The organism is Runella sp. CRIBMP (genome assembly GCF_009905605.1).
Classification (GTDB): Bacteria; Bacteroidota; Bacteroidia; order Cytophagales; family Spirosomataceae; genus Runella.
Genome location: NZ_JAAAKZ010000001.1, coordinates 900,360 through 922,770 on the forward strand (window position 1 = coordinate 900,360; position 22,411 = coordinate 922,770).

Annotated in this window: 15 protein-coding genes; 12 read left to right on the top strand and 3 right to left on the bottom strand. The window is 43.8% G+C overall.

Translation table 11 applies throughout. The features are described 5' to 3' along the window. The first annotated feature begins 234 nt into the window (after positions 1–234). The 11 genes from GVN20_RS03660 (at position 235) to GVN20_RS03710 (ending at position 17,245) form a co-directional block, all read left to right on the top strand. On the top strand, positions 235–5,775 hold the full coding sequence (locus GVN20_RS03660; RefSeq protein WP_166557005.1) for a choice-of-anchor D domain-containing protein: 5,541 nt from the start codon (positions 235–237) through the stop codon (positions 5,773–5,775). Positions 5,776–5,875: 100 nt separating this feature from the next. Then, positions 5,876–6,346 carry a DUF4440 domain-containing protein gene (locus GVN20_RS03665; protein ID WP_166557006.1) on the top strand — a complete coding sequence of 157 codons (471 nt, stop codon included), beginning with the start codon at positions 5,876–5,878 and terminating at the stop codon, positions 6,344–6,346. Between the two features lie 85 nt (positions 6,347–6,431). Next, a complete protein-coding gene (locus tag GVN20_RS03670) occupies positions 6,432–7,208 on the top strand; it encodes a hypothetical protein (RefSeq protein WP_166557007.1) in 777 nt (258 codons plus the stop codon). A 265-nt stretch (positions 7,209–7,473) separates the two neighbouring features. Then, positions 7,474–8,280, top strand: coding sequence for a hypothetical protein (locus tag GVN20_RS03675; RefSeq protein ID WP_166557008.1), 807 nt, complete (start codon positions 7,474–7,476; stop codon positions 8,278–8,280). A gap of 201 nt (positions 8,281–8,481) precedes the next feature. Beyond that, on the top strand, positions 8,482–10,911 hold the full coding sequence (locus tag GVN20_RS03680) for an outer membrane beta-barrel family protein (RefSeq protein ID WP_166557009.1): 2,430 nt from the start codon (positions 8,482–8,484) through the stop codon (positions 10,909–10,911). A 53-nt stretch (positions 10,912–10,964) separates the two neighbouring features. After that, positions 10,965–11,855: a catechol 1,2-dioxygenase gene (locus GVN20_RS03685; protein WP_166557010.1), complete on the top strand. Its 891-nt coding sequence runs from the start codon at positions 10,965–10,967 to the stop codon at positions 11,853–11,855. An 89-nt stretch (positions 11,856–11,944) separates the two neighbouring features. Next, positions 11,945–12,472, top strand: a complete 528-nt coding sequence (locus tag GVN20_RS03690) for a DUF4440 domain-containing protein (RefSeq protein WP_166557011.1) — start codon at positions 11,945–11,947, stop codon at positions 12,470–12,472. A gap of 394 nt (positions 12,473–12,866) precedes the next feature. Next, the gene (locus GVN20_RS03695; protein ID WP_166557012.1) at positions 12,867–14,291 is read left to right on the top strand and encodes a sulfatase-like hydrolase/transferase; all 1,425 of its coding nucleotides are present in this window, start codon (positions 12,867–12,869) and stop codon (positions 14,289–14,291) included. Between the two features lie 301 nt (positions 14,292–14,592). Further along, entirely contained in the window at positions 14,593–16,257 is a 1,665-nt protein-coding gene (locus tag GVN20_RS03700) for a sulfatase (RefSeq protein WP_229598957.1), read from the top strand. 403 nt (positions 16,258–16,660) lie between these two features. Next, the gene (locus GVN20_RS03705; RefSeq protein WP_166557013.1) at positions 16,661–16,921 is read left to right on the top strand and encodes a hypothetical protein; all 261 of its coding nucleotides are present in this window, start codon (positions 16,661–16,663) and stop codon (positions 16,919–16,921) included. Positions 16,922–16,954: 33 nt separating this feature from the next. Continuing rightward, positions 16,955–17,245, top strand: coding sequence for a hypothetical protein (locus tag GVN20_RS03710; RefSeq protein WP_166557014.1), 291 nt, complete (start codon positions 16,955–16,957; stop codon positions 17,243–17,245). A gap of 47 nt (positions 17,246–17,292) precedes the next feature. On the opposite strand, the gene GVN20_RS03715 is transcribed toward GVN20_RS03710, so the two are convergent. From GVN20_RS03715 to GVN20_RS03725, 3 genes are all read right to left on the bottom strand, one after another. Continuing rightward, a complete protein-coding gene (locus tag GVN20_RS03715) occupies positions 17,293–17,985 on the bottom strand; it encodes a LytTR family DNA-binding domain-containing protein (protein WP_166557015.1) in 693 nt (230 codons plus the stop codon). Between the two features lie 2 nt (positions 17,986–17,987). Then, positions 17,988–19,799, bottom strand: a complete 1,812-nt coding sequence (locus tag GVN20_RS03720; RefSeq protein WP_166557016.1) for a sensor histidine kinase — start codon at positions 19,797–19,799, stop codon at positions 17,988–17,990. Positions 19,800–20,133: 334 nt separating this feature from the next. Continuing rightward, entirely contained in the window at positions 20,134–20,700 is a 567-nt protein-coding gene (locus tag GVN20_RS03725; protein WP_166557017.1) for an RICIN domain-containing protein, read from the bottom strand. Between the two features lie 369 nt (positions 20,701–21,069). On the opposite strand from GVN20_RS03725, the gene GVN20_RS03730 reads away from it, so the two are divergent. Continuing rightward, complete coding sequence (locus GVN20_RS03730) at positions 21,070–22,398, top strand: DUF418 domain-containing protein (RefSeq protein WP_166557018.1); 1,329 nt, start codon at positions 21,070–21,072, stop codon at positions 22,396–22,398. Positions 22,399–22,411 lie beyond the last annotated feature (13 nt).

The following is a 22,411-nucleotide window of genomic DNA, read 5'->3' on the forward strand; positions in this document are numbered from 1 at the left end:
ATGCCTTCTTGATTCGGTGCTCGAAAGGCCAGCCTTTGGCGGCTTTCGTGGATGCGTTTTCACGCTTGGGATTTTCCACTTTTTACACGTTTACAATTACACTTTACCCTACTTTTTTTACAAGCGTTTCGTATGAAAAACTCTCTATTATTTTCCCAATCCTATCTATTTATGAAGGTCTTTTACCCTACTGTTGTTGATTCAATGAGAAAATTCTTCTCATCAATCACCCTCATGAAACATTTACTCCTGATCCTAACCGTTCTGTGCGTAGGGTTCACTTCCTCGTATGGAACTACCTTCACCGTCAGCAACACCACCAATAGCGGTACAGGTTCATTGCGCAAAGCCATTGACGATGCCAATGCTGACAACACGGCTACGGCGGCCAATCCGCATATCATCGATGCGACAGGCGTGACAGGCACCATCTCCGTGACCATCGACCCCGCCAACAGCCTATTCTTCCTGGTGATCACCAACCACATGACCATCAAAGGCTCGGGAGCCCCAAACCTTACCATCAGTGGCAATGGTACTAACCGCATCTTTTGGATTCAAAACGGCACCATTACCCTCCAAGACCTCACGCTCGCCAACGGCTACGCCAAAGGTGGCAATGGTAATAGCGGTGGTATGGGTGCTGGCGGCGCCATTTTTATTCATGAAGGTAAACAGGACCCAACTACTGCTACCGGTGTGCTGAGCGGCAGTATAGACCTGCGCCTGCTCAATGTGACGCTCAAAAGTAATCAGGCAATCGGCGGCAACGGTAGTAATTTTACCTACGGCAGTGTCAGGGGGGGCGGTGGTCTCGGCGGCGGCGGCGTTAATGGCACCGGCGGTGGCGGCGTATTGGGCAATGGGTCCATAGTTGGAGGAAGTGTAACGAGTGCTGGAGTAATGCCAGGTACCAACGGCGGAATTGTAATCTTCGGCGGCGGCGGCGGGAGCGGGAGCAGTGGCGGCTTCGGCAGCAGTGGCGGCTTCGGCGGCGGCGGCGGTAATGGCAGCGGCGATGGCGGCTTCGGCGGCGGCGGTGGCTCAGGTAGCCCAAACTTGGGCGTACAGGGCGATGGCGGCTTCGGCGGCGGCGGCGGCCTATACGGCTATGACGGCAATGGAGGCGATGGCGGTTTTGGCGGTGGCGGCGGCGGCAGCAGTGGCGGCTTCGGCAGCAGTGGCGGCTTCGGCGGCGGCGGCGGTAATAACAGCGGCTATGGCGGTGGCGGCGCTGGCTTTGGGGGCGCTATTTTTGTCACCAGCGGTAAGCTCACTTTACAAGGGGTCACTTTTGATGGCAATACTGCTATCGGTGGTACGGGCTACAACAACGGCAAGGGCTACGGCGGTGCGCTTTTCATTTTTGATAAAGCGGACAATGGCGGCACAGTCGCTCCGGGTACCACCAATGACCCGCAAGTAGTTGGCTGCAATGTGACGTTTACCAGCAACAGCGCTTCGGATGACCCGAATAGTGCGACCAACAATGACAACCTGTATGGGGCAATTGCATCTGCATCTATAACCATCAATGCCCCTACCGTCACGCAACCCACCTGTACCACCCCTACGGGAACCATCGTTGTCAACGCCACGGGTAGCGGCACGTTGGAGTACAGCATCAACAATGGCAGCAATTGGCAAAGCAGCAATACCTACGGTGGCCTTGCCGCTGGCAATTACAACATCAAAGTACGCTTGCAAGCCAGCCCCACTTGTGAGGCTACCTACGCCAGCAACCCCATGGTACTCACTTCGCCGTTTATCGCCTCCACCACTACCGACACTTGGACGGGCTGCGTCTCTACGAACTGGGCCACTCCAGGCAACTGGGCAGATGGCAGCGTACCTACGGCAGTAGACGATGTAGTGCTACCCAATACGATCAACAAACCCAGCATTGTGGGTGGGACTGCGGCAGTAGCTAAAACCATTGAAGTACAAACTGGAACTACCCTCACCATTGCCGCCATGGCCAGCCTGACGGTGAATGGCTCGAAGACCATTTCGGGAAACACCGTCGCTTTCTTTAACGGCGGTACAGTGACCAATAGCGGACAGGTGGCGATTGGGAGTTCGGCTATGGCAGATGTAGGCAAATACGGAATTCGTAACGAAGGCACATTCAACAACAGCACTGGGGGCAACATTCAAATCGACCGCTGGACGGATACAGGTTTATACAATGAGGCTGGGAGCTTTACCAATTCAGGAAACATCATCATTGGGGCATTGGCTGCTACTGGGAAAGATGGCCTTTTCAACGGGGCAATTTTCAGCAATACTGGTGCGGGGCTTATTCAGATTGACCGCTCATTTTCGGCAGGTATATCCAATTTATTTTCGGCTACGTTTACCAACTCGGCCAGTATTACGATTGGCTCATTGGCATCGGTAGGCACCTGGGGTCTATTGAACCTAGCTACTTTCAACAACAATACGGGCGGGGACATTAAAATTGATAATGCAGGCGATGGAATTGAAAACCGAAATATTTTCAATAACAACACGGGTGGGCAGCTAACCATTAATCGTTCTACGGGTTTTGCCTTAGAGAATTTCGGCACCTTAGACAACAGCGGTACGATACGAATAGGCAATATCACATCGGTTGCCAACCGAGGCATTGTGCATCGCAACGGCGGTACGTTGAACAACAAAACGGGCGGCTTGATCCAAATTGACCGCACCTCGGCGGTTGAAGCTTTTTTTACCTCTGGGGTAGTGAACAACGAAGCCACCATCGAGATTGGAAGCAATGCGGCGGTGACAGGACTGGGGCTCTATATTGATTCAGGAACCGGCATATTTAATAACAAAGCAGGCAGTCTCCTGACCATTAATCGTTCTACGAAGTGGGGAATGGAGAACAAAGGTACTTTGGATAATAGCGGCACGATACGGGTAGGCAATATCGCCTCTGTTGGTGCTATATGCATCGTACATCGCAATGGCGGCACATTTATTAACAAAACAGGCGGTGCTATCTATATGGATCGTACAACGGCGGGTGGGCAAGCCCTCTATTCTTCTGGGTTATTCAATAACCAAGGCGCTATCAAAATTGGTAGTAATGCAGATCTCAGCGGGGAAGGTATTAGAATAGACGGGAATACATTTAACAATGAGGCTCTCATCGAAATCGGTAGTCAAGCGGATGTGAAAGGATATGGCATCCGAAATGGAGGTGGTAGTACCTTTAATAATAAGGTTGGGGGAGAGATACGAATCAATCGAATAGGGATTTTAAATACTGGCGTCATAGGTGCTATTTTGAATATTGGAACCTTCACTAACGATGCGACGATTACCGTAGGAAATATTGGGCTTGTTAGTGCACAAGACGGTATTCTGAATCTAAGTAATTTTACCAACAATGCCGCAGGCGTCATTTCTATTGAAAAAACCTGGGGCAATGGCATCTGGAATTCCTCTGGTACTTTCCAAAATGCCGGAAAAATCACGATTCGTAACGTCTTCAATTATTTTGAAGGGACTTACAGCACGGGAATCCTCAGTACGGTTCCTTTCACCAATAGTTCAGGCGCAGAAATCCACCTTGACCAAGTGGCCAATGGAATAATCTCTACCCGTGCGTTTACCAATGCAGGGCTGATTCGGATGGGAGAAAACGGCCCCTTAACGGGAAGCGGTATCGCTAACGTACAAGGAGTTAATGCGGTGTTTAACAACAATGCGGGCGGAGACATTAGCATCAAACAAACGGCAGTGGATGGTGTGCAAAATGACGCACTTTCCACCTTCAACAACAACGCCTGCGCCAAGCTCACGATTTTTGATAACCTCAACAACGCCGGTACTTTTACCAACCTGGGCCTCTTTACGGTCAATACTACTCAAGCGCATACCAATACAGCCCTCACCAACAACGGAGTCATCGAGTACCCGCAGGGCAATCCCATCCCCAACGTGACCAACAATGATGTGATTATAGCGCCCATCAGCACCTGTGGCGTACTTACGCCTGCCCTACAAATTGGGGGTTCCAATGACTTTACCGTGAGCGGTACGTGGTACAAAGATGCCAATATGACGGTTGCGGCAGGTACTTACAGCGGCAATACATTTACGGTCACCGACCTGACGGTGGGTGCTCATACGCTTTATTTCACCGTGACCAATCCTGCCAATGCGTGTCCGCGAACGGTAGGGATTAATGTGACGGTCAATCCCGCCAGCGTCGGCGGAACGGTGGGTGCCGCCCAAACGATTTGTGCAGGTACATCGCCCGCTGATTTAACTCTCACGGGCAATGCGGGCAACGTGGTCAAATGGCAGAAATCAACCGATTTGGCCTTCACTTCACCGACTGACATCGCAAGTACGAGTACAACACTTACCAGTGCCACTATCGGTAACCTGACAACAAACACTTATTTCCGCGCCGTGGTCAAAAACGGGGTGTGTGACGAAGTCAATTCCATGCCGGTTTTGATTACCGTTAACGGGCAAGAAATCAACCTTCAAGGAGGTTCTCCCCTCACCAATATCCCCGATGGTGACAACACGCCTACGGCGGCCAAAGGAACCGATTTTGGAAGTTTTGAGGTGATTGGTAATGTAATAAAAACATTTACTGTACAAAATACGGGCAGTACTCCCCTCAATATCAGCAGCATTGTTTCCAACAACGCGCTGTTTACGGTAGGTGCTTTATCTCCTGCCAGTCCAATTGCGGCAGGCGGTTCGGCTACTTTCACAGTTACCTTTTCGCCCACCGCAACGGGCGTCCAGAATGCCACCATCACCGTCAACAACAATGATTGCGACGAAGCGGTGTATGATTTTGCCGTAACCGGCAATGCTGTTTGCCCTGCCATTGTCATCAATGCACCTACTGTTACGCAATCCACCTGCACCACTCCTACGGGGACCATTGTGGTCAACGCCACGGGTAGCGGTACGTTGGAGTACAGCATCGACAACGGTAGCAATTGGCAAAGCAGTGCCACTTTCGGCGGCCTTGCCGCTGGAAATTACAACATCAAAGTACGTTCGCAGGCTTTTCCTACGTGCACAACGACCTACGCCAGCAACCCCGTGGTAATTACCCTGAAAACCCCTCCTTCGGTGGATGCGGGTAGCTGCAAATTCGTATACAATGGCTACGGCAGCAACTGTACCAATCTGACTGCCTCGGCCACGGGTGCCGCGGGTGGGTTTACGTACAGTTGGTCGCCGGGCAATCTATCGGGTGCCACGGTGCAGGTATGCCCCACGGTTACCACCACTTACACCGTTACGGTGACCGATGCCAACGGCTGTACCTCCACCGACGAGGTAACGGTAGAGGTCATTGACGTGCGTTGTGGCAATTCCAATGCCGTCGAAAAAGTGCTGGTTTGTTTTGGAGGCAAGTCGCTCTGCGTAGCGCCGACGGCCGTACCCGCCCTTTTGGCCAACGGTGCCACGTTGGGCGCCTGCGGTATCACGCCTTGCGGCACCCAAAGCAACGCCCGCCTCGGTGTGGAGTCCGACGAAGCAACGCGCCCAATGGCCCTGATGATGCAGGTGTATCCTAATCCGACCGCTGGTTTGGTAACGGTTGATTTGCGCAACGTCAGCAAGGGATTGGCGCGGATTGAAGTGGTAGATTTGATTGGCCGCCCATTGGTGCAAAAGGCCGAGCAGATGAACGAAGGAGCCAACCAACTCTCCTTTGATTTGAATCAGCTGCCCGACGGACTGTACTTGATTCGCTGCCGCGACAGCCAAAACCACGAAGCGGTTGTGAAGGTCAATAAGTTGTAAAACAATGCATTGTATTCTCCGAAAGCACTTTTGTTTTCGGAGAATACTTCAATATTTAATTATCTGTCTATGAGTGAGTTATTTTTTAAAATTTGACAAAATGAAATCTCTTTTTCAAATCGGATGTATATTTGTTATGTTGAGTGCCTGTACGGCATCGCAGGGTGAAAATACGGATGAAAACGTTCAACTAGACTTGGCCCAAATCCGTACCGATATTGAAACCCTAGAAAACAATTGGGCCATTGCGGTGAATACCAAAAATATTCCCGAGCTCATGGCTTTCTACGCCAACGATGCCGTGTCAATGCCCGACGATTCGCCCATGCTGGTTGGGAAAGAGGCCATCCAACGGTTTCAGGAAAAGCAAAACCTCACCCAAAAATTGACCCATTCTTTTGAAACCATCGAGGTATTTTCGGAAGGAAAGCAAGTGTTGGAAGTAGGCAAAACCACCATGAAAGACTCGACGGGGAAAGTGGTTGGCAGTGGCAAATACATGGCGCTTTTTGAAAAACGTGGCCGAGAGTATTTGTGCATCAGAGAGATGTACAACGATGATAGCAAGTAACACGCGCTGGTGGTTACTATTTCGCAAACGAGGAATATGTGTGAGGTAAAAAATTGGGAATTGAACAATTAATCAAATCCTTTTGATGAAAACAACCCCTAAAGCCTATTCCCTGTACCCCAACCTCGGTTACTGGTTTTTGCCCATGATTATGTTGGTTTTTGGGGGCTTTTATCACACGTATTTTTCGGTGCTTTTTGAACCTAAGGCCACAATTATCCACGTTCATTTTGGACTGATGGCGGCGTGGGTCATTATGCTTATCGTTCAGCCGTTTTTGATTAAATACAAAAAAAAAGTGTTGCATCGGAGGGTGGGAAAAGCCAGCTATGTGCTAATCCCACTTCTCTTGATTTCGGCTTTTTTGATGGCCAAACACGGCTATTTCGTGTACATGGACTTGATTTCGAAAGAAGCCGTCAAGGGAATTCCGAAATATACGCAGGAAGAATTACTGCATCTGTCGGCCAAGTACCAAGCTCTGCCTATGTTTTATATGTTTTGGCTGGGCTTATTTTACACATTGGCTATTCTTAATCGCAAAAGCACGTATGTGCATGCCCGTTACATGTTGGCGGCATCTTTGACCGTGCTGGGGCCTACCGTAGATCGGATTTGGTTTATGGTGGTAGGTATCTCCATCTTTCCTTTTGGAATACCCGTCGAAACCTTTGCGTATGCGTTGATTATCATTGTTATAGCGTATCTTCTGTGGCTCGACTACAAGGCGGGACGCAACACCAAAACGCTGGAGATTTGTCTCGTCATTTATTTCATCAGCCAAGGGCTGTATTATGTTGTGCCCGACATGGTTTGGTGGGAGCAGTTTATCACGCTTATCATGGGCATAGAGTCGCGCTGAAATATTTCTTTTGAATGTTCTTTGGGATTTAAAAATAAGCAAAAAATAGGCTTTTTAGCATCTTACAAAATATTGATAATCAGGTAGAATGATGAGTGAAGTGGAAGGAATTGTAGGGTGTTTTTGAGCCGATGGAACAATAGACTAACTTTTTGCAACAATAGACTAAGTTTCTGCAACAATAGACTAATGTTGTCTATTTTAAGCTAACTATCTTTGATTCAGCTTTTAAGTCTATCACTTTACTCTAAATCTTCCTCTACTAATGAAAAATGCTAAACATTACGTGCTCTTCGTTGCCCTTTTATTGAGCAACCTTTCACTTTTGGCTCAGAACCCCGAGCCTTCCTTTTTTATCGTCGAAACGATGAAGGCAACTCCTGGTAAGGAAGCCGAATACCTCAAAGCTGAACGCGAGGTTTGGAAGCGTATTCATCAGGAGCGCATCAAACTTGGTCTGATTACTTCGTGGAGCTTGTATGCCGTCCGGATGCCAAGCGGCACCGACCGACCCTATGATTATGTCACCGTAACGGTGGTTCAGGGGTGGAAAAAGTTGGAAAATCCGTACGGGAATTTGCTCGCTAGTGATGTTGAGAAATTGTTGACCAAAGAACAACTTGCCATTGCGAACGAAACTGGAAAACTGCGTAATCTGACCCAAAGCAATGTGTTTTACGGTGTTGATTTTGTGGCCGCCGACCCCAAGGCCACCACATTCGCCAAGTATCAAATGATCAATTTCATGAAAGTAAAAGACGAGAAGGCGGAGGAGTATTACAACATGGAAACCAAGTTGGTGAAACCGATGCACGTTGAAATGATGAAAACAGGTGGGCGCTCGGCATGGGGGCTTTACAGCCGCGTGTTGGGTGGAGAAGGGCAACCGTTTAATTACGTCACTTCTGATTTTTATAACAAGTGGGAAGACATGGCTGTTGCTTCCGACTTTCAAAAAATCTTAGCAAAAGTGCATCCCGGTATGACCTCCAAAGCCTACGAAAAAAAGATTTTTGACGCGCGGAGCATGGTAAGTCAAGAGTTGTGGGAATTGCTAGATTCGGCACGCTAATCGACTGATTATCAGATTTATTGAAAGGGCATCATTTGTCGTTAAATTTTGATGCACAAATGATGCCCCAGCTTACTACAATATATAATCGGGCCAACGAAAAAGATAAAAGCCATCGTTGGTTTCGAAGGGTTCAGTTTGAATTTCTCCCCTGAGGAGAGTACAGAATTTTATCATTCACTTCTTGAAACCCTTACAAAAATGAAAACCTCTATTCGTTCAGTTATTTACATTGTATCGGTTATGGTTTTTATAAGCCAAACGGTTTCTGGACAAATGCAAATTTTAGGCAAAGTTGCCGATAATGTGGGTAAACCGCTGCCCTTTGCCAATATTTTAGTCTTAAGTGCCAAAGATTCTTCTTTTGTAAAAGGAGATGTTGCCAAAGAAGACGGTTCATTCACGATTCAAAATATCAAAGAAGGTGCTTATTTCTGTGAAGTGAGCATGTTGGGTTTTTCTAAAAAAAATACAACTTTCTTTCAGCTGATTCCGCAGTCTTCAACGATGGATTTGGGAGTGATTACTTTATCAGAAAATATGGAATTGAATACCGTTGAAGTCGTTGCCAAAAAGCCGCTATTTGAGCAAAAAATTGACCGCCTGGTGATAAACGTCGAAAGTTCGATTACATCGGCAGGCAGCACCGCGCTGGATGTTCTTGAGCGCTCTCCTGGGGTGATGGTAAATCGCCAAGACAACACAATTTCTCTTTCGGGCAAGAGTGGCGTAGTGGTCATGATTAATGGTAAGCTAAATTATATGAGCTCCGATGCCGCCGTACAAATGTTGAGCGGCATGAGTGCCGGGAGCATTGAGAAAATCGAATTATTGTCTACGCCACCTTCCAATTTAGACGCTGAAGGCAATGCCGGGTACATCAATATTCTTCTGAAAAAAAATCAAAACGAAGGCTTTAGTGGCTCGTATGCACTTACGGCGGGTTATGGCAGAGGCGCTGTTGGAAATAGTAGTTTTAACCTGAATTATAGACACAATAAAATAACGGTTTATGGCTCCTACGACTACGTGCATTTGGGTCAGGAGCAAAACAGCCGGACGTATCGGCGCATTGTGTTGGGAAATAATTTGCTGGAAACGGAGACTTCTGCCTTGCGCCATCCCAGCGATGACAACCATAATGTGCGCATTGGGCTTGATTATCAGCTGGATACCAAGACAACGGTGAGCTTTGCGGTGTCGGCTTTTTCAAAAAAATACGCCATGAACAACACACTGAATGAATCAACCCTTTCACGAAACAACGTGGTGGATACCCTGATTCGTCTCAAAATCAACGAAGTGAATCTTTGGAAACACGTAGGGGCAAGTTTTGGGGTTCAGCGCACTTTGCGTGAGAATGAAGTGCTGTCATTTGGGGTCGATTACTTGCATTATGACAACGATCAACCCGTAAATTATAACAATACGTGGTTTGATGGTAAAAACAATTTACTTTTCAATCAAACGGTAAGAAGTACTAAAATCACACCCATCAATTTTGGGATTGTGAAAATGGATTATAGCCGAGATTTCGGCAAAAAAGGGAAGTTGGAGATGGGAGTGAAGGCCGTAATGTCTCAATTTAAGAACAATGTAGGCGTTGAAACGCTCATGTTTAATGCGTGGAAAGCTGACCCTGATTTCACGGCAAAATACAGTTTGAAAGAGAGTATCGGCGCCGCATATACTTCGTATGAAATGAAATGGGGCCCAAAAACCACGGTGAAAGGTGGCTTGCGTTTTGAATACACGCAATCGAATTTGGGTTCGGAAGAAGTCCCCAATATTGTTGACCGCAAATACGGGCGATTATTTCCAAGCCTGTTTTTGACGCATGATTACAATAAAAATAAAACGTTGAGCTTTTCGTATAGCCGCCGCATTACGCGCCCTACGTTTAAAGATTTGGCACCGTTTACCTTTTTTATTGACCCAAATACTTTTTTGTCGGGCAATGCGGCCTTGCAACCTGCCCTCTCCGACAATTTAAAGGCCGATTATCGTTTCAAAAGCACCTTGTTTAGTGTGCAGTATAGCTACACGTCGAGTCCCATTGCGGGTTTTCAGGCGCGCATAAAACCTGGTAGCAACAAACTCTATTATGTTGCGGAAAACCAAAAAAACTTGCAAACGTATTCGTTGACCATCGGACAGCCTTATAGCCCCGTTAAATGGTGGACAACGTACACCAATCTTGCGGGAGTATTCAGCGTTGTAAATGCTTATAACAACGGATATTTGGTAACGGTCAAATTTCCCAATGTGACTTTATACAACGTACAGACGTTTAGTTTGACCAAAAAAGTCACTTTGGAAGTATCAGGTTATTACAATTCAGGTGGGTTGTGGGGCATCTCTAAAATGAAAGCGTTTGGTGAATTGAATGTCGGTTTACAAAAGAAAATGGGTAAAAATGGAGGTAAACTCAGCCTCGGCTACGATAACATTTTCAACTCTTCGGTCTACCGAATTAATTTGAATTTGCCCGAACAGCAGCAGTATTTTGAAACAAGACTGCAATTTACCCAGCCCAAATTTAAAATATCTTGGTCGCAAAATTTTGGTAATCAAAAAATGAAAGCTGCCGCCAAAAGAGCAGAAGCAGAAGAGAAAGCGCGCGTGGAGTAAGTGTGTACCCATGACCTACAAACATTCTTCTACCCTAATTTAATACCTCTACCATGAAAAGAAGAACATTTTTGAAGAGCACAGCTTTATCAGCTATTGCGGTATCAGCCACTGGTTTTGTACGTCCAGAAGGCGACCGATACGTGGGCGATTGCGAAACTACCTCCGACATTTTAGGGCCTTTTTATCGGCCCGACAGCCCCGTTCGTAGCAATTTGGTCATCAAAGGAGAAAAAGGAGAATTGGTGGAATTGATGGGTAAAATTAAGCACCAAGACTGCACAACTCCCTACAAAAACGCCAAAATTGAACTGTGGCATTGCGATGGAAATGGGGTTTACGACAACGCTACCTCGGAGTTCAAATACCGTGGCACCACTTTTTCTGACGAAAACGGCAATTATTCTTTCCAAACGATTTTGCCCGTTGCCTATGATGCGGGTGGGGGCCAAATCAGACCTGCTCATTACTACATGATGATTACCGCCGAAGGTTACCAATCTTTGGTGACGCAGCTCTACTTCAATGGCGACAAGCACATCGAGAAAGACGCTTACGCCAACTCCGATTTTGCCAAAAAAAGAATCTTGAAAGTGTCTGATTCGGGCAATGCAAAGAAGGTGTTTTACGATGTGTCGATGGCAAAAATTATGATGGCTGAACCAATGGCAATTGATAGATTATTAGGTACTTATGTGAGCAAAGAAGATAAAACCAAAAGCAGAGAGTTTTTCAAAAAGAATAACGCGCTTTGGCTAAAAAATGAAGTATTTGGTGAAGAATACCGCTACATTGGCAATAATACGTTTGACTACGCAGGAATGCCCAAAGGGATGTTTGAAACCTACACTTTTGAGCTATTGGGGTCGGGGAGCGTTAAATGTACATTGAATTTTATGTACGAAAATAATCAAAAAGGAACGGTAGTGTATTGGAAAGGATAGCCGAAAATTAATACCAAAAACGGAGCTGTCGAAATCGTATTGCCGAAGCGACCGGTCAGCACAGGCAAAAAAATAAATCACTCAAAACAATGAAAAACAGTAACTTTTTCTTACCTGCCACTGTAGCAGTTGCTATTTCTTTTTTAACCATCGGGTGTAATTCGCCTGCTACTGACACTACAACCAAATCTGTTGCGGAGACTACCGAACAAGCAGTGACCAAGCCAGACATGGCGGCCATAAAAACTGAAATACAAGCCTTAGAAACGGCTTGGGCTGCCGCCGACAATGCCCGCGATGTGCAGGCATTACTGGCTTTTTATGCCGATGATGCCGCGAGTTTGTCCAATAATGCACCAATGGTAGTAGGCAAAGCGGCTCTTCAAAAGGACATTGAGGCAAACTTTGCCAAAAAAGCCAAAGGTGCCACGAGTGTCTATGAAGTTATGGATGTTTTTGGCGACGAAAATACCGTTACGGAAGTTGGTAAGTCAACGCTCAAAGATGCCTCCGGAAAAGTGATTTCTACGGGTAAATACATGGCAATCTGGGAAAAACGTGATGGAAAATACCTGTGCGTACGAGATATTTACAACGATGACGTGAAAGCGAAGTAATCATCTAGGGTTTTACTGAGAAGGTATTTTGCTTTCTCAGTAAAACCTATTGTCCAAGCAAAATGCAACCCACACTGCAGGACATACTCAACCTGCCCTATTGCCCTAGGTATATTGTTAATCAAATCGGGCTTACTAACTCCTCTACAAAAATCATGGATAGTGATGGGGTAGATGACTGACAATCCTTCTTCTATTTGTTTTGACATCAATTAAAAAACTTTACCTTTTTTTGCCAACAACTAAGGGTTGGAGGGCTTTCTATTGACCTACGCTTAAAAATTAGAGAAATTCCATCATCACTAAGCGTTGCAAAACCTCAAATTGATTATGTTTCTTAAAAAAACATAGAAGAAGTACTCATCTCCATAAGAATAACGTCCAAGATTGAACCATGCAAAAAATAGTATTCCTATTCTCAACTGCCTTCGTTCTCACAATGGCGGCCTTTGTTTCCAAAAAAGGGGCACAATCAGTCGAATCCCAAGCCCAAAACCCCAATGTAATCGTTATCGTAGCCGATGATTTGGGCTACAACGACGTGGGTTTTAATGGCTGCCAAGATATTCCAACGCCCCATATTGACCGTATTGCTAAGGCTGGCGTGGTGTTTTCGTCGGGGCATGTTTCGTTTGGTGTATGTAGTCCCAGCCGTGCTGGTTTGCTGACGGGTCGTTATCAATACCGTTTTGGTTATGAACTCAATCCACTATACGTAACAGGCGATAGTACAATGGGCTTGCCCCTCACCGAAGAGACAATGGCCGATGTCCTGGGGCGGTCGGGGTACAATAGTATGCTTGTGGGCAAATGGCACCTTGGAGCCCATAAGTCACTGCACCCTTTGAAACGTGGATTCAATGAGTTTTTTGGCTTCTTAGGCGGCGGACACCAATATTTTCCCGAAAATTTAACTCTCCAAAACCCCGAAGATGCCAATGGCGAAGGGGAAAGTTATAGAACAAAACTGAACAGAAATTATACTGTCGTTGAAGAAACTGAATATTTAACCGATGCTCTTTCCAGAGAAGCGGTGTCGTTTGTGGAAAGAAATAAACAAAAGCCGTTCTTCCTGTATCTTGCTTACAACGCCCCCCACACCCCGCTCCAAGCCACCGAAAAATACCTCAATCGTTTTGAAAACATCAAAAATCCCAAACGCCGCACCTATGCCGCTATGGTGAGTGCCGTGGATGATGGCGTAGGCGGATTGCTTGATAAATTGAAAGAAATTGGGCAAATTGACAATACGATTATTGTTTTTTTGTCCGATAATGGTGGGCCTATTGCTGATAACGGTAGCAGCAATGCCCCCCTGCGCGGACAAAAAGGTAGCGTCTTTGAGGGCGGTATCCGCGTGCCTTTTGCGATGCAATGGACGGGTAAAATCCCCGCTAATTTGACGTACGATAAACCCATAATTGCCTTGGATATTTTAAGTACGGTTTTGGCAAATATCAAAGGAGCGGCCAAACCTAAAAACCCATTGGATGGCACTGATTTGTTGCCCTATCTAACCAATAAAACCAACAAAGCACCGCATGATTTTTTGTTTTGGCGGATGTACGACAGAGGCAATTATGCCATCATCCACAAGGATGAAAAGAAAATGGTGGTATTGAAAGACAGCGTTTACTTATATGATTTGAAGAAAGAAATAAACGAAGCCACCAATAGCATAGATAAAGAAAAAACATTGGCAGACGAAATGGGCAAGGCAAGAGCAAGGTGGGAAAAAGGAATGATTGCCCCTGTTTTCTTGGGATTAACCCAAAGAGAAGAGTACGAAAAGCAGAAAGGGATGACTTTAAAAAAATAAAATCATAGTAGAATTGTCAATTTGTAAAACAGTAGTTTCTCGTAGCAAAAATGATTTTATAGATTGGTAAAATCTTATCCGCTGAATCCATCTTTCACGAATTATTATATAAATACCTTGGTGGTCAATGTACTATCGATCAAACACGCAAAGTGGAGGCTTGGTATAAAACACAAAGTGGTGATAACGACTTCCTTGCCTTGCTACCTGATTTAGATACGCAATTGTTGGAAGATCAGACCTTAAAAAATAAAAAGACGATTCAATGCTGTTTAATGTAAAAAAAACTTGCTTTAAAAAGATGAATTTAAGCCTCAATGTATCCATTTCAGAGAATTATTTTTGGGTCGATAAAATGAATAAAGCCTTTAGAAGTCCGTTGCGTATGCTCATAAAATACACAATCGTGTTGTTTTTGGCTTTTACTAGTCTAAAAGCGCAAAATAGTAAAGGCCAAGCACCCCAAAAACCAAATGTAGTTTTTATCCTTGTGGATGACCTTGGCCTGAAAGATTTAAGCTGTACAGGAAGCAAGTTTTACGAAACCCCTAATGTGGACAGAATTGCCAATGAAGGCACTGTTTTCACGCAAGGATATGCGTGTAGTGCGGTGTGTAGCCCTTCGAGAGCAAGCATCATGACTGGCAAATTTACGGCGAGGCATGGCATAACCGACTGGATTGGGGCAAAATCAGGTACGGAATGGCGGACCGAAAAACGATTCTCGAAGTTATTGCCTGCCGAATACGTACATGAGTTATCCAAAGCCGACGTAATCTTGCCCGAGGTAATGAAAGCCAACGGGTACAAAACTTTTTTTGCGGGCAAATGGCACTTAGGCGAGAAAGGAAGCTACCCAGAAGACCACGGTTTTGACATCAACAAAGGCGGCTGGGAAGTAGGCAGCCCCAAAGGTGGGTATTTTTCTCCCTGGGAAAACCCTTCCTTGCCTAATGTAAAAGATGGTGAAAACCTCGAAATGCGACTGGCCAAGGAGACTTCGGCATTTATCGAGCAACAAAAAGATAAGCCTTTTTTTGCCTTTTTATCATTTTACGCGGTGCATGGGCCCATTCAAACCACCGAAGCAAAATGGAAAAAATACCGTGAGAAAGCCGAGAAAAATGGACTTGCCAAAAACGGCTACGTGATGGAAAAAGATTTGCCGATTCGGCAAGTGCAAGACAATCCCGTGTATGGCGGTTTGGTAGAAAGTATGGATGATGCCGTCGGTGAAGTGTTGAATACTTTGAAACGGTTGAATTTGGAAGAAAATACCATCGTTATTTTCACTTCCGACAACGGAGGTGTTGCGTCGGGGGATGCTTTTTCAACCTCCAATTTGCCGCTGCGAGGAGGAAAGGGCTATCAATGGGAGGGGGGCATCAGGGAGCCTTACTTCATTAAAATCCCCTGGTTGAAAAAGCAGGTCAAACAAATTGATTTTCCAGCCACGGGGGCCGATTTTTTCCCGACACTTTTAGATTTTGCCAATATTCCGCTTTTGCCAAAACAACACATAGACGGCGTTAGTTTGAAGCCATTGTTTGAGGGTAAAGTGTTAAAAGATAGAGAATTGTATTGGCATTATCCACATTATGGAAATCAAGGCGGTCAACCAAACTCTACCATGAGGTATAAAAATTGGAAGCTGATTCACTACTGGGAAGATGGGCATGATGAGCTGTATGAGTTAGCCAAAGACCCCTACGAACAAACCGATTTAGCCGCAAAAAATCAAAAGGAAACGCAAAGGCTGAAGGCGAAACTGCTCAATTGGCTGAAAAGCGTAAACGCCAATTATCCCGTTCCAGACCCTGAGTTTAACCTTGAATTGGCCCATAAAAAACACCAAAACAATGTAGAAGTATTGATGCCAAAACTCGAAAAAGAAAGGCTTAATTTTCTGAGGGTAGATTACCAACCCAACCAAAACTGGTGGAAAAGTAAAACGACCAAGGATTAATAAGACTTGATTTCGCGTCTATTCACATTCGATTTTCTAACTGCTTATTTTCGTGATAATGAACCCTTTGAAAAAGCTTTCGCTACTTATTGCATTCGTTGCCTTTGCTATACAGATTATAAAGCCCAAGCAACGCTCCAAAAGCTCAATATCATTTTGATTTACGTGGATGATTGGGTTATAGTGACATTGGCGTAAACGGCGCTATGGGCGTAAAACGCCCAATATTGATTTTTTGGCAAAGAATGGCGTCAATTTCAGTGATGCCCATTGCTCGGCTTTTACTTTTACCCCTTCTCACTATTCTTTACTTACAGGCAGCCATGCTTTCAGGAGTCAAGCGGCCATTTTGCAAGGTGAAGCGCCACTTCTGATAAATCCGTAACAAGGAAGCTTGGCCAGTATGCTCAAAAAAGCGGGCTACGCCACGGGCGTGGTTGGAAAATGGCATTTGGGCTTAGGCAATGGCACCTTGGATTGGAACCAAGAAATCAGTCCAGGGCCACGAGAAATCGGCATTGATTATAGCTTTTTGATTCCCGCCACGGGCGATAGAGTGCCTTGCCTATTTGTTGAAAATCAAAAAGTAGTGGGCTTAGACACCAACGACCCTATGAAGGTAAGTTACGGTGAAAGATTTACCACATCAGAAATTTCAGGGTAAAAGTAGCATGGGAGCCCCGACAGTCAGAATTTTATGGATTCTTGGTTGGAAAAATCCGATAAAGGAAGGGAGTATTTGTTGGAAGAAGGCTTTACGTATGCCCTCCGAAAAGGAGATTGGAAATACGTCAAACCCACCAAATCAAACGGGGCAGACTGGATGAAAAACAAACAAATTGATAGCGGTCATAGAATAGAAAAACGGCTCTTCAATCTCAAAACTGACATCAAAGAAACGAAAAATCTTGCCGCTGAGCATCCCGATATTTTGAAAGAATTGGAACAAAAATTGAACGACACTATTACTTCTAAGATTCAACATTGAGCAAAAGATTTTCTCCTTCTGGGCTATCGTTTTAGATTTTGGAAATATTACCCCGTGCTCGACAAATTATTTGGAAAATCTTTTTTCGACAAAGGAATTTCAGAATTTCCTACTATCACGCTTTTAGAATTGAACTTTTCAACTTTGTTTTTATTGACAATAAAAGCTCGATGGATTTGTATAAATGATAATGACGGGAGAACTTTAAGAATCTGCTCAATGGTTGAGCGACATTTATAGGTCTTTTTATCGGTGTAAAATAGCAAATAGTTGCCTTCTGATGTGATATAGTTGATGTCTTCTATTGGCAATGCAACCTTGTATTCACCATCTTTTACCAAAATTGTAGGTTTGGGTTTGTCTTCTTTGGCAGATTTGATAATTGCCAATTCGACAGAGGCAACTAAGTCGCTGTTTTTAAACGGTTTGGTTAAATATGAATATGGCGAAGTTGCTACGGCTTCGCTGATAACTTTTGCGTTTTCGTAGGCAGTCAGATAAATAAATGGTACTTTTTGTTTGTTTTGAATGAGATTTCCCAAGCTGATACCGTCCATTTCGCCATCGCCAAGGTTGATGTCGAGAATGGTGAGGTCAACCAATTCTTTATTGAGAATCTTCAAGGCTTCGTCGGCATTTTTTGCTTCTAAAACCTGATAACCATTTTCTTGAAGAATCTTCTTGGTGAGTCTTCTATTCAGATAATCGTCTTCTACGACTAAAATTACCTTTGGATTCATCTTTAAAAATAGATTTTCAGTTCGAAGCCTTTTTTGAGGTATGTTTCTATTTTACCATTGAGTTGGTCAATCAAACCTTTCATTATTTCTACGCCAAGCCCTTTGGTTTCTACATTTACAAAATCAAAACCTTCGCCATTGTCAATGTATTGTAGGCAATTCTTTTTTGAATGTGTGTCATACCTAATTTCGATATCGATGATGCCATTTTGCTGGTTTTTGAAGGCGTGTTTCATGCTATTGCTGACCAATTCGACGATTATCAGACCTAAAGGCAAAGCCTTTGTGATAGATAAAATTTCAACTTCGCAAGTGATAAACAAATTCACATTTTTAAATTTATTATCATACGAATCTTTGACGAGTTCGGAGAGGTCTGTTATGTATCTTTTCAAATCAACGTCATTGACACTATCGGTTAAATTTAATTTTTTATGAAGCAGAGCAATCGAATGAATTCGATTTTGGTTGCTTTTAATCAAGTCGTCAATATTGCTATAATTAACTGATTCTTTCTGGATTTCTAAGATACTGATAACGTACTGTAAGTTATTTTTTACTCGGTGTTGCAACTCAGAAAGTAGCATTTGCTTCTGCTCCATTGTTTTTTCAATTTCATCTTTTTGAAGGCTTATTTCTCTGTTTTTATCCTTCAAAATAGCCACACCTTTTTGTTTCTGACGGTTGTTTCGTATCAAAATCAATGTTAGCAAGCCTAAAGAAATGAGAAATCCGATGAGTGCATTCTGCCTTATTGAGTTATCGTAATCTTTTTTTGCTTCTTTTAAATCTCGCTCACGTTGTTGTATAGTGTTTACGATATTTTGTGTCTGAATAATTCTTGTAGCGGTATAAAGGCTATCATTTGTAGCATTCAAAATTTTTAAATAATTGATGGCCTTTGAGGGATTTTTATGTTCATATATCTCAGCTAAAAGTTTTGCGGCACTTGCTGTCAGCACTGAATTTTTAAATTTTCTACCCCCATTTAAGGCTTTTTCGGCATAAAAAATAGCGGAGTCTGGTTGATGGATTGCATGAAAAATGCCTGCTAAATCAACCGATTGTTCTGATTCTAAAAAAGGATTACCAAATTTGTTCGAAAAACTCATTGCTATTTTTAAGTATTGCAATGCTTCTGCATAGTTTTTTCGTTTTTTTTCTACTCTGCCCATTATTGCATTTGCATACGATACCTCTATGGGAATATTCAGTTTTCGGCAATTAATATCTATTATTTCCGAATATTTCATTGCAGAATCATATTCATTTAGGTTTTCGTAAACCTCACCAATGTTATGGTAAATCAGCCATTTCCCATTGTTGGGTAAGGAGTTGATTTCGGGGTGATGATAGGCTTTCAATAGCCATTCCAGCCGCTGTTTACTATCTTGTTGCTTTTCATAAACAAGTGCTATCAAATTATAAAATACGATTTCTAATTTGGGGTATTTGGTTTGACTTATTTTCAAACCTTCATAAGCAGTTTGCATACCATTTTGCCAGTCGCCTGTAATGGTTGATACAAAACTTAAAGACTGTAAAGAAACCAATTCGCCGTAGGTGTATTTGAGTTTTCGGGCGAGCGTAATTGCCTCAGTTGCATACAACACCGCCTGACGAGGCTCTGTCATGGTATGATACCTTGCCAAACGCCATAAGCTAATGACTCTATTGGTGTCTTCTTTAAAAACCGTCAGATTTTGTTTCAATCTATCGACCTCTTTCGCCGGCAAACTAAGTGGTTGACCAAAGCCAGAGGTAGCCAAAGCCGTGATTAGCAAAAGTGATATTTTAATGAGTTTGCTCGGCATAATTGCTAAAGAACTTCCCGAAAGGACTAAAACTTTCGGGAAGTTGATTTTATTTGCTTTAATAAATCTTTCTGTAAACTTAACACAAAATCATATTCATTTTTGTGGTTTACAGAAGTCTATTTATTAATCTTTCAGACCATAAAACTCCTTCACAGCATTGTTTCTTTGTAAAGAAAATGTTGAGATTTTCAATTAATAACAGCAGCTGGTATTGAGAAAATAGTATAAGACATGAATAACTGCTACAGTTAGAATCCTTTACATTCACAGGCGCATGTATCAATACTATAAATTAAACATGTTGGGTTACGTAGAGACATTGATTGTTTATTTATTGCACTGGTACTAATCTCCACATTTGGCCCGAAACATTCTGAGTTTTATCCATAAATGCATTGCCCGAATATACAGATTTATTTTCAGGCTTATTTCCTTCCAAAGAAAAGTTGTTGCCATGGAGCATTGTACGTAATCTATAAAGGTGGTCCCCGTTATTGGCACTCACTAAATCTAATCGCCATAGTTGCCCTGTTACATCTTGACAATTATCCATAAAAGACCGTCCATCTTTCTCTCCCCCGGCAGTATTAGCCTCCAAACATCTACCATCGCCCTGATCATTCGATTTTAAGCGATACCAACCTTTATTTTTAGCATCTGGAACCAATTTCCACATTGTTCCAGTCGCACCTTTTTGGGAAGACATGAACGATGCACCAGTCATAACATTACTCGCTGAGCCATTGCTTTCAAGAGATAGGGCGTCGCCCGTGAATGCCGTCCTTAAATAATAATAGCCTTGATAATTAGGGCTAAAAGAACGCCCCCGCTCTTGGGCATAAGATGTTAATGTAAGGCCAATGAGCAGAATCATTCCAATGGTTTTTAAAGTTTTCATTTAGGTAAAGGTTTACTATTTGTTGCCTACTCTGAATCAGCATTTTCGGCTTCCTGCTTTTTGATAATGTACCAAAGCTAAATTGGCATACAAAGGCGTCAAAATTTTAGGGATAGAAGCCCGATTTTAGGGACAGAATGAAGATTTCACTTGCCTTGAATTCTTTATTATACCCAGCGCTAAGAGCTAGTTAATAGATAGAAACTCACACTTTGGAACAATAGACAAAGTTTTGGAACAATAAACAAAGTCTTTGGAACAATAAGAGCAGCCTTTCAGAAACCCGCTTTTTATCTTTGTTGTGTTTGGTAACCTATAAGAAAGAAGCCCATACATTACCATTACCCTACTTAAACCCTCTCAAAACCAATGGAACAACTCATTTCTTCTCAGTCTTCAACCATCGCGCCTGTATCGGAGTCAAATCGTATCAAAACCATTGATATGCTGCGAGGGTTTGCGCTACTCGGCATTTTATTAATGAACATTCCTGGCTTTTCAATGGCAGATTATTCGTTTGAAATCTTCAAAAATGACCCCGATAACCCAAACTTTTGGCTCTATCAATTCATCGGTATTTTTTTTGAGGGCAAAATGAGGGCCATGTTTGGGATGGTATTTGGGGCGGGCGTGTTGCTGTTTATTGCCAACAAAGGCACCAAAGGGGTTTCGGTTCATGCCCTCTATTACCGTCGTATGTTTTGGTTGCTGTTGTTTGGATTGATACACTCCCACTTGATTCTTTGGATTGGGGAGATTCTTTATCTCTATGCCGTTTGCGGTATGATTTTGTACCTTTTTCGTAACGTTCCGCCCAAATACTTGGTGTGGGCGGTACCCATCGTAGCCGTGGTTAGTTTTGTGGCAGGCACGATTCAGTACCAAGACATCCGCGAAAAACGAATTGCTTATGTGGAAGCCACCAAAGCCAAAAGTCAAAATCAAACGTTGACTGCAACCCAAAACAAGGCATTGACCGAATGGCGAGAAATAGAAAAAACCATGATTCCCAACCGTGAAGATGCCAAGGCCAATACCCTGAAAATGAAGTCGAATTATAGCACCGTGGCTAGTTATTTGCGCCCCATTGCTTTTGACATTCAGACCAAATATCTGCCCTTTGAAGTCTGGGATTCGTTGGCGCTGATGCTGTTGGGGTTGGCACTTTTCAAATGGGGTTTTTTGACGGGCGCTTGGTCAAACAAAGATTATTGGACGGTTATCAAAATCGGATATGGCTTGGGCTTGCCCTTGGTGATTTATGCTAATTATTACGCTTTTCATCATTTTTCCACGCTCGAAGCCAACCTCGCCCGCATGGAACAAGTGCCTATCAACTGGGTCAATTTGATTTATCCTTTTCAGCGTATTTTGTTGGTGATGGGTCATGCCGCTTCGCTGATTTTGCTTTACAAATCGGGCATGGTGCAGGGCTTAATGAACCGCTTAGTAGCGGTGGGCCGTATGGCTTTCACCAATTATATCTCACACTCGGTGATATGTACGCTGTTTTTCTTTGGCTACGGTCTCAACTACTTTGCCGAACTGGAATTCTATCAAATTTACTTCGTAGCCTTCGCAATTTGGATTTTTCAGTTGATTATCAGTCCGATATGGCTAAAGTATTTTTTGTTTGGACCGCTCGAATGGCTCTGGCGTAGCTTGACGTATTGGAAAATACAGCCTTTCAAAAAATAAAACTTGAAACAGT

Coding starts and splice junctions, on each gene's coding strand:
- GVN20_RS03690 (WP_166557011.1), top strand. CDS start 11,945: ATGAAAAACAGTAACTTTTTCTTACCTGCCACTGTAGCAGTTGCTATT.
- GVN20_RS03705 (WP_166557013.1), top strand. CDS start 16,661: ATGCTCAAAAAAGCGGGCTACGCCACGGGCGTGGTTGGAAAATGGCAT.
- GVN20_RS03715 (WP_166557015.1), bottom strand. CDS start 17,985: ATGAATCCAAAGGTAATTTTAGTCGTAGAAGACGATTATCTGAATAGA.
- GVN20_RS03695 (WP_166557012.1), top strand. CDS start 12,867: ATGCAAAAAATAGTATTCCTATTCTCAACTGCCTTCGTTCTCACAATG.
- GVN20_RS03680 (WP_166557009.1), top strand. CDS start 8,482: ATGAAAACCTCTATTCGTTCAGTTATTTACATTGTATCGGTTATGGTT.
- GVN20_RS03700 (WP_229598957.1), top strand. CDS start 14,593: ATGAATTTAAGCCTCAATGTATCCATTTCAGAGAATTATTTTTGGGTC.
- GVN20_RS03675 (WP_166557008.1), top strand. CDS start 7,474: ATGAAAAATGCTAAACATTACGTGCTCTTCGTTGCCCTTTTATTGAGC.
- GVN20_RS03665 (WP_166557006.1), top strand. CDS start 5,876: ATGAAATCTCTTTTTCAAATCGGATGTATATTTGTTATGTTGAGTGCC.
- GVN20_RS03730 (WP_166557018.1), top strand. CDS start 21,070: ATGGAACAACTCATTTCTTCTCAGTCTTCAACCATCGCGCCTGTATCG.
- GVN20_RS03725 (WP_166557017.1), bottom strand. CDS start 20,700: ATGAAAACTTTAAAAACCATTGGAATGATTCTGCTCATTGGCCTTACA.
- GVN20_RS03685 (WP_166557010.1), top strand. CDS start 10,965: ATGAAAAGAAGAACATTTTTGAAGAGCACAGCTTTATCAGCTATTGCG.
- GVN20_RS03660 (WP_166557005.1), top strand. CDS start 235: ATGAAACATTTACTCCTGATCCTAACCGTTCTGTGCGTAGGGTTCACT.
- GVN20_RS03720 (WP_166557016.1), bottom strand. CDS start 19,799: ATGCCGAGCAAACTCATTAAAATATCACTTTTGCTAATCACGGCTTTG.
- GVN20_RS03670 (WP_166557007.1), top strand. CDS start 6,432: ATGAAAACAACCCCTAAAGCCTATTCCCTGTACCCCAACCTCGGTTAC.
- GVN20_RS03710 (WP_166557014.1), top strand. CDS start 16,955: ATGGATTCTTGGTTGGAAAAATCCGATAAAGGAAGGGAGTATTTGTTG.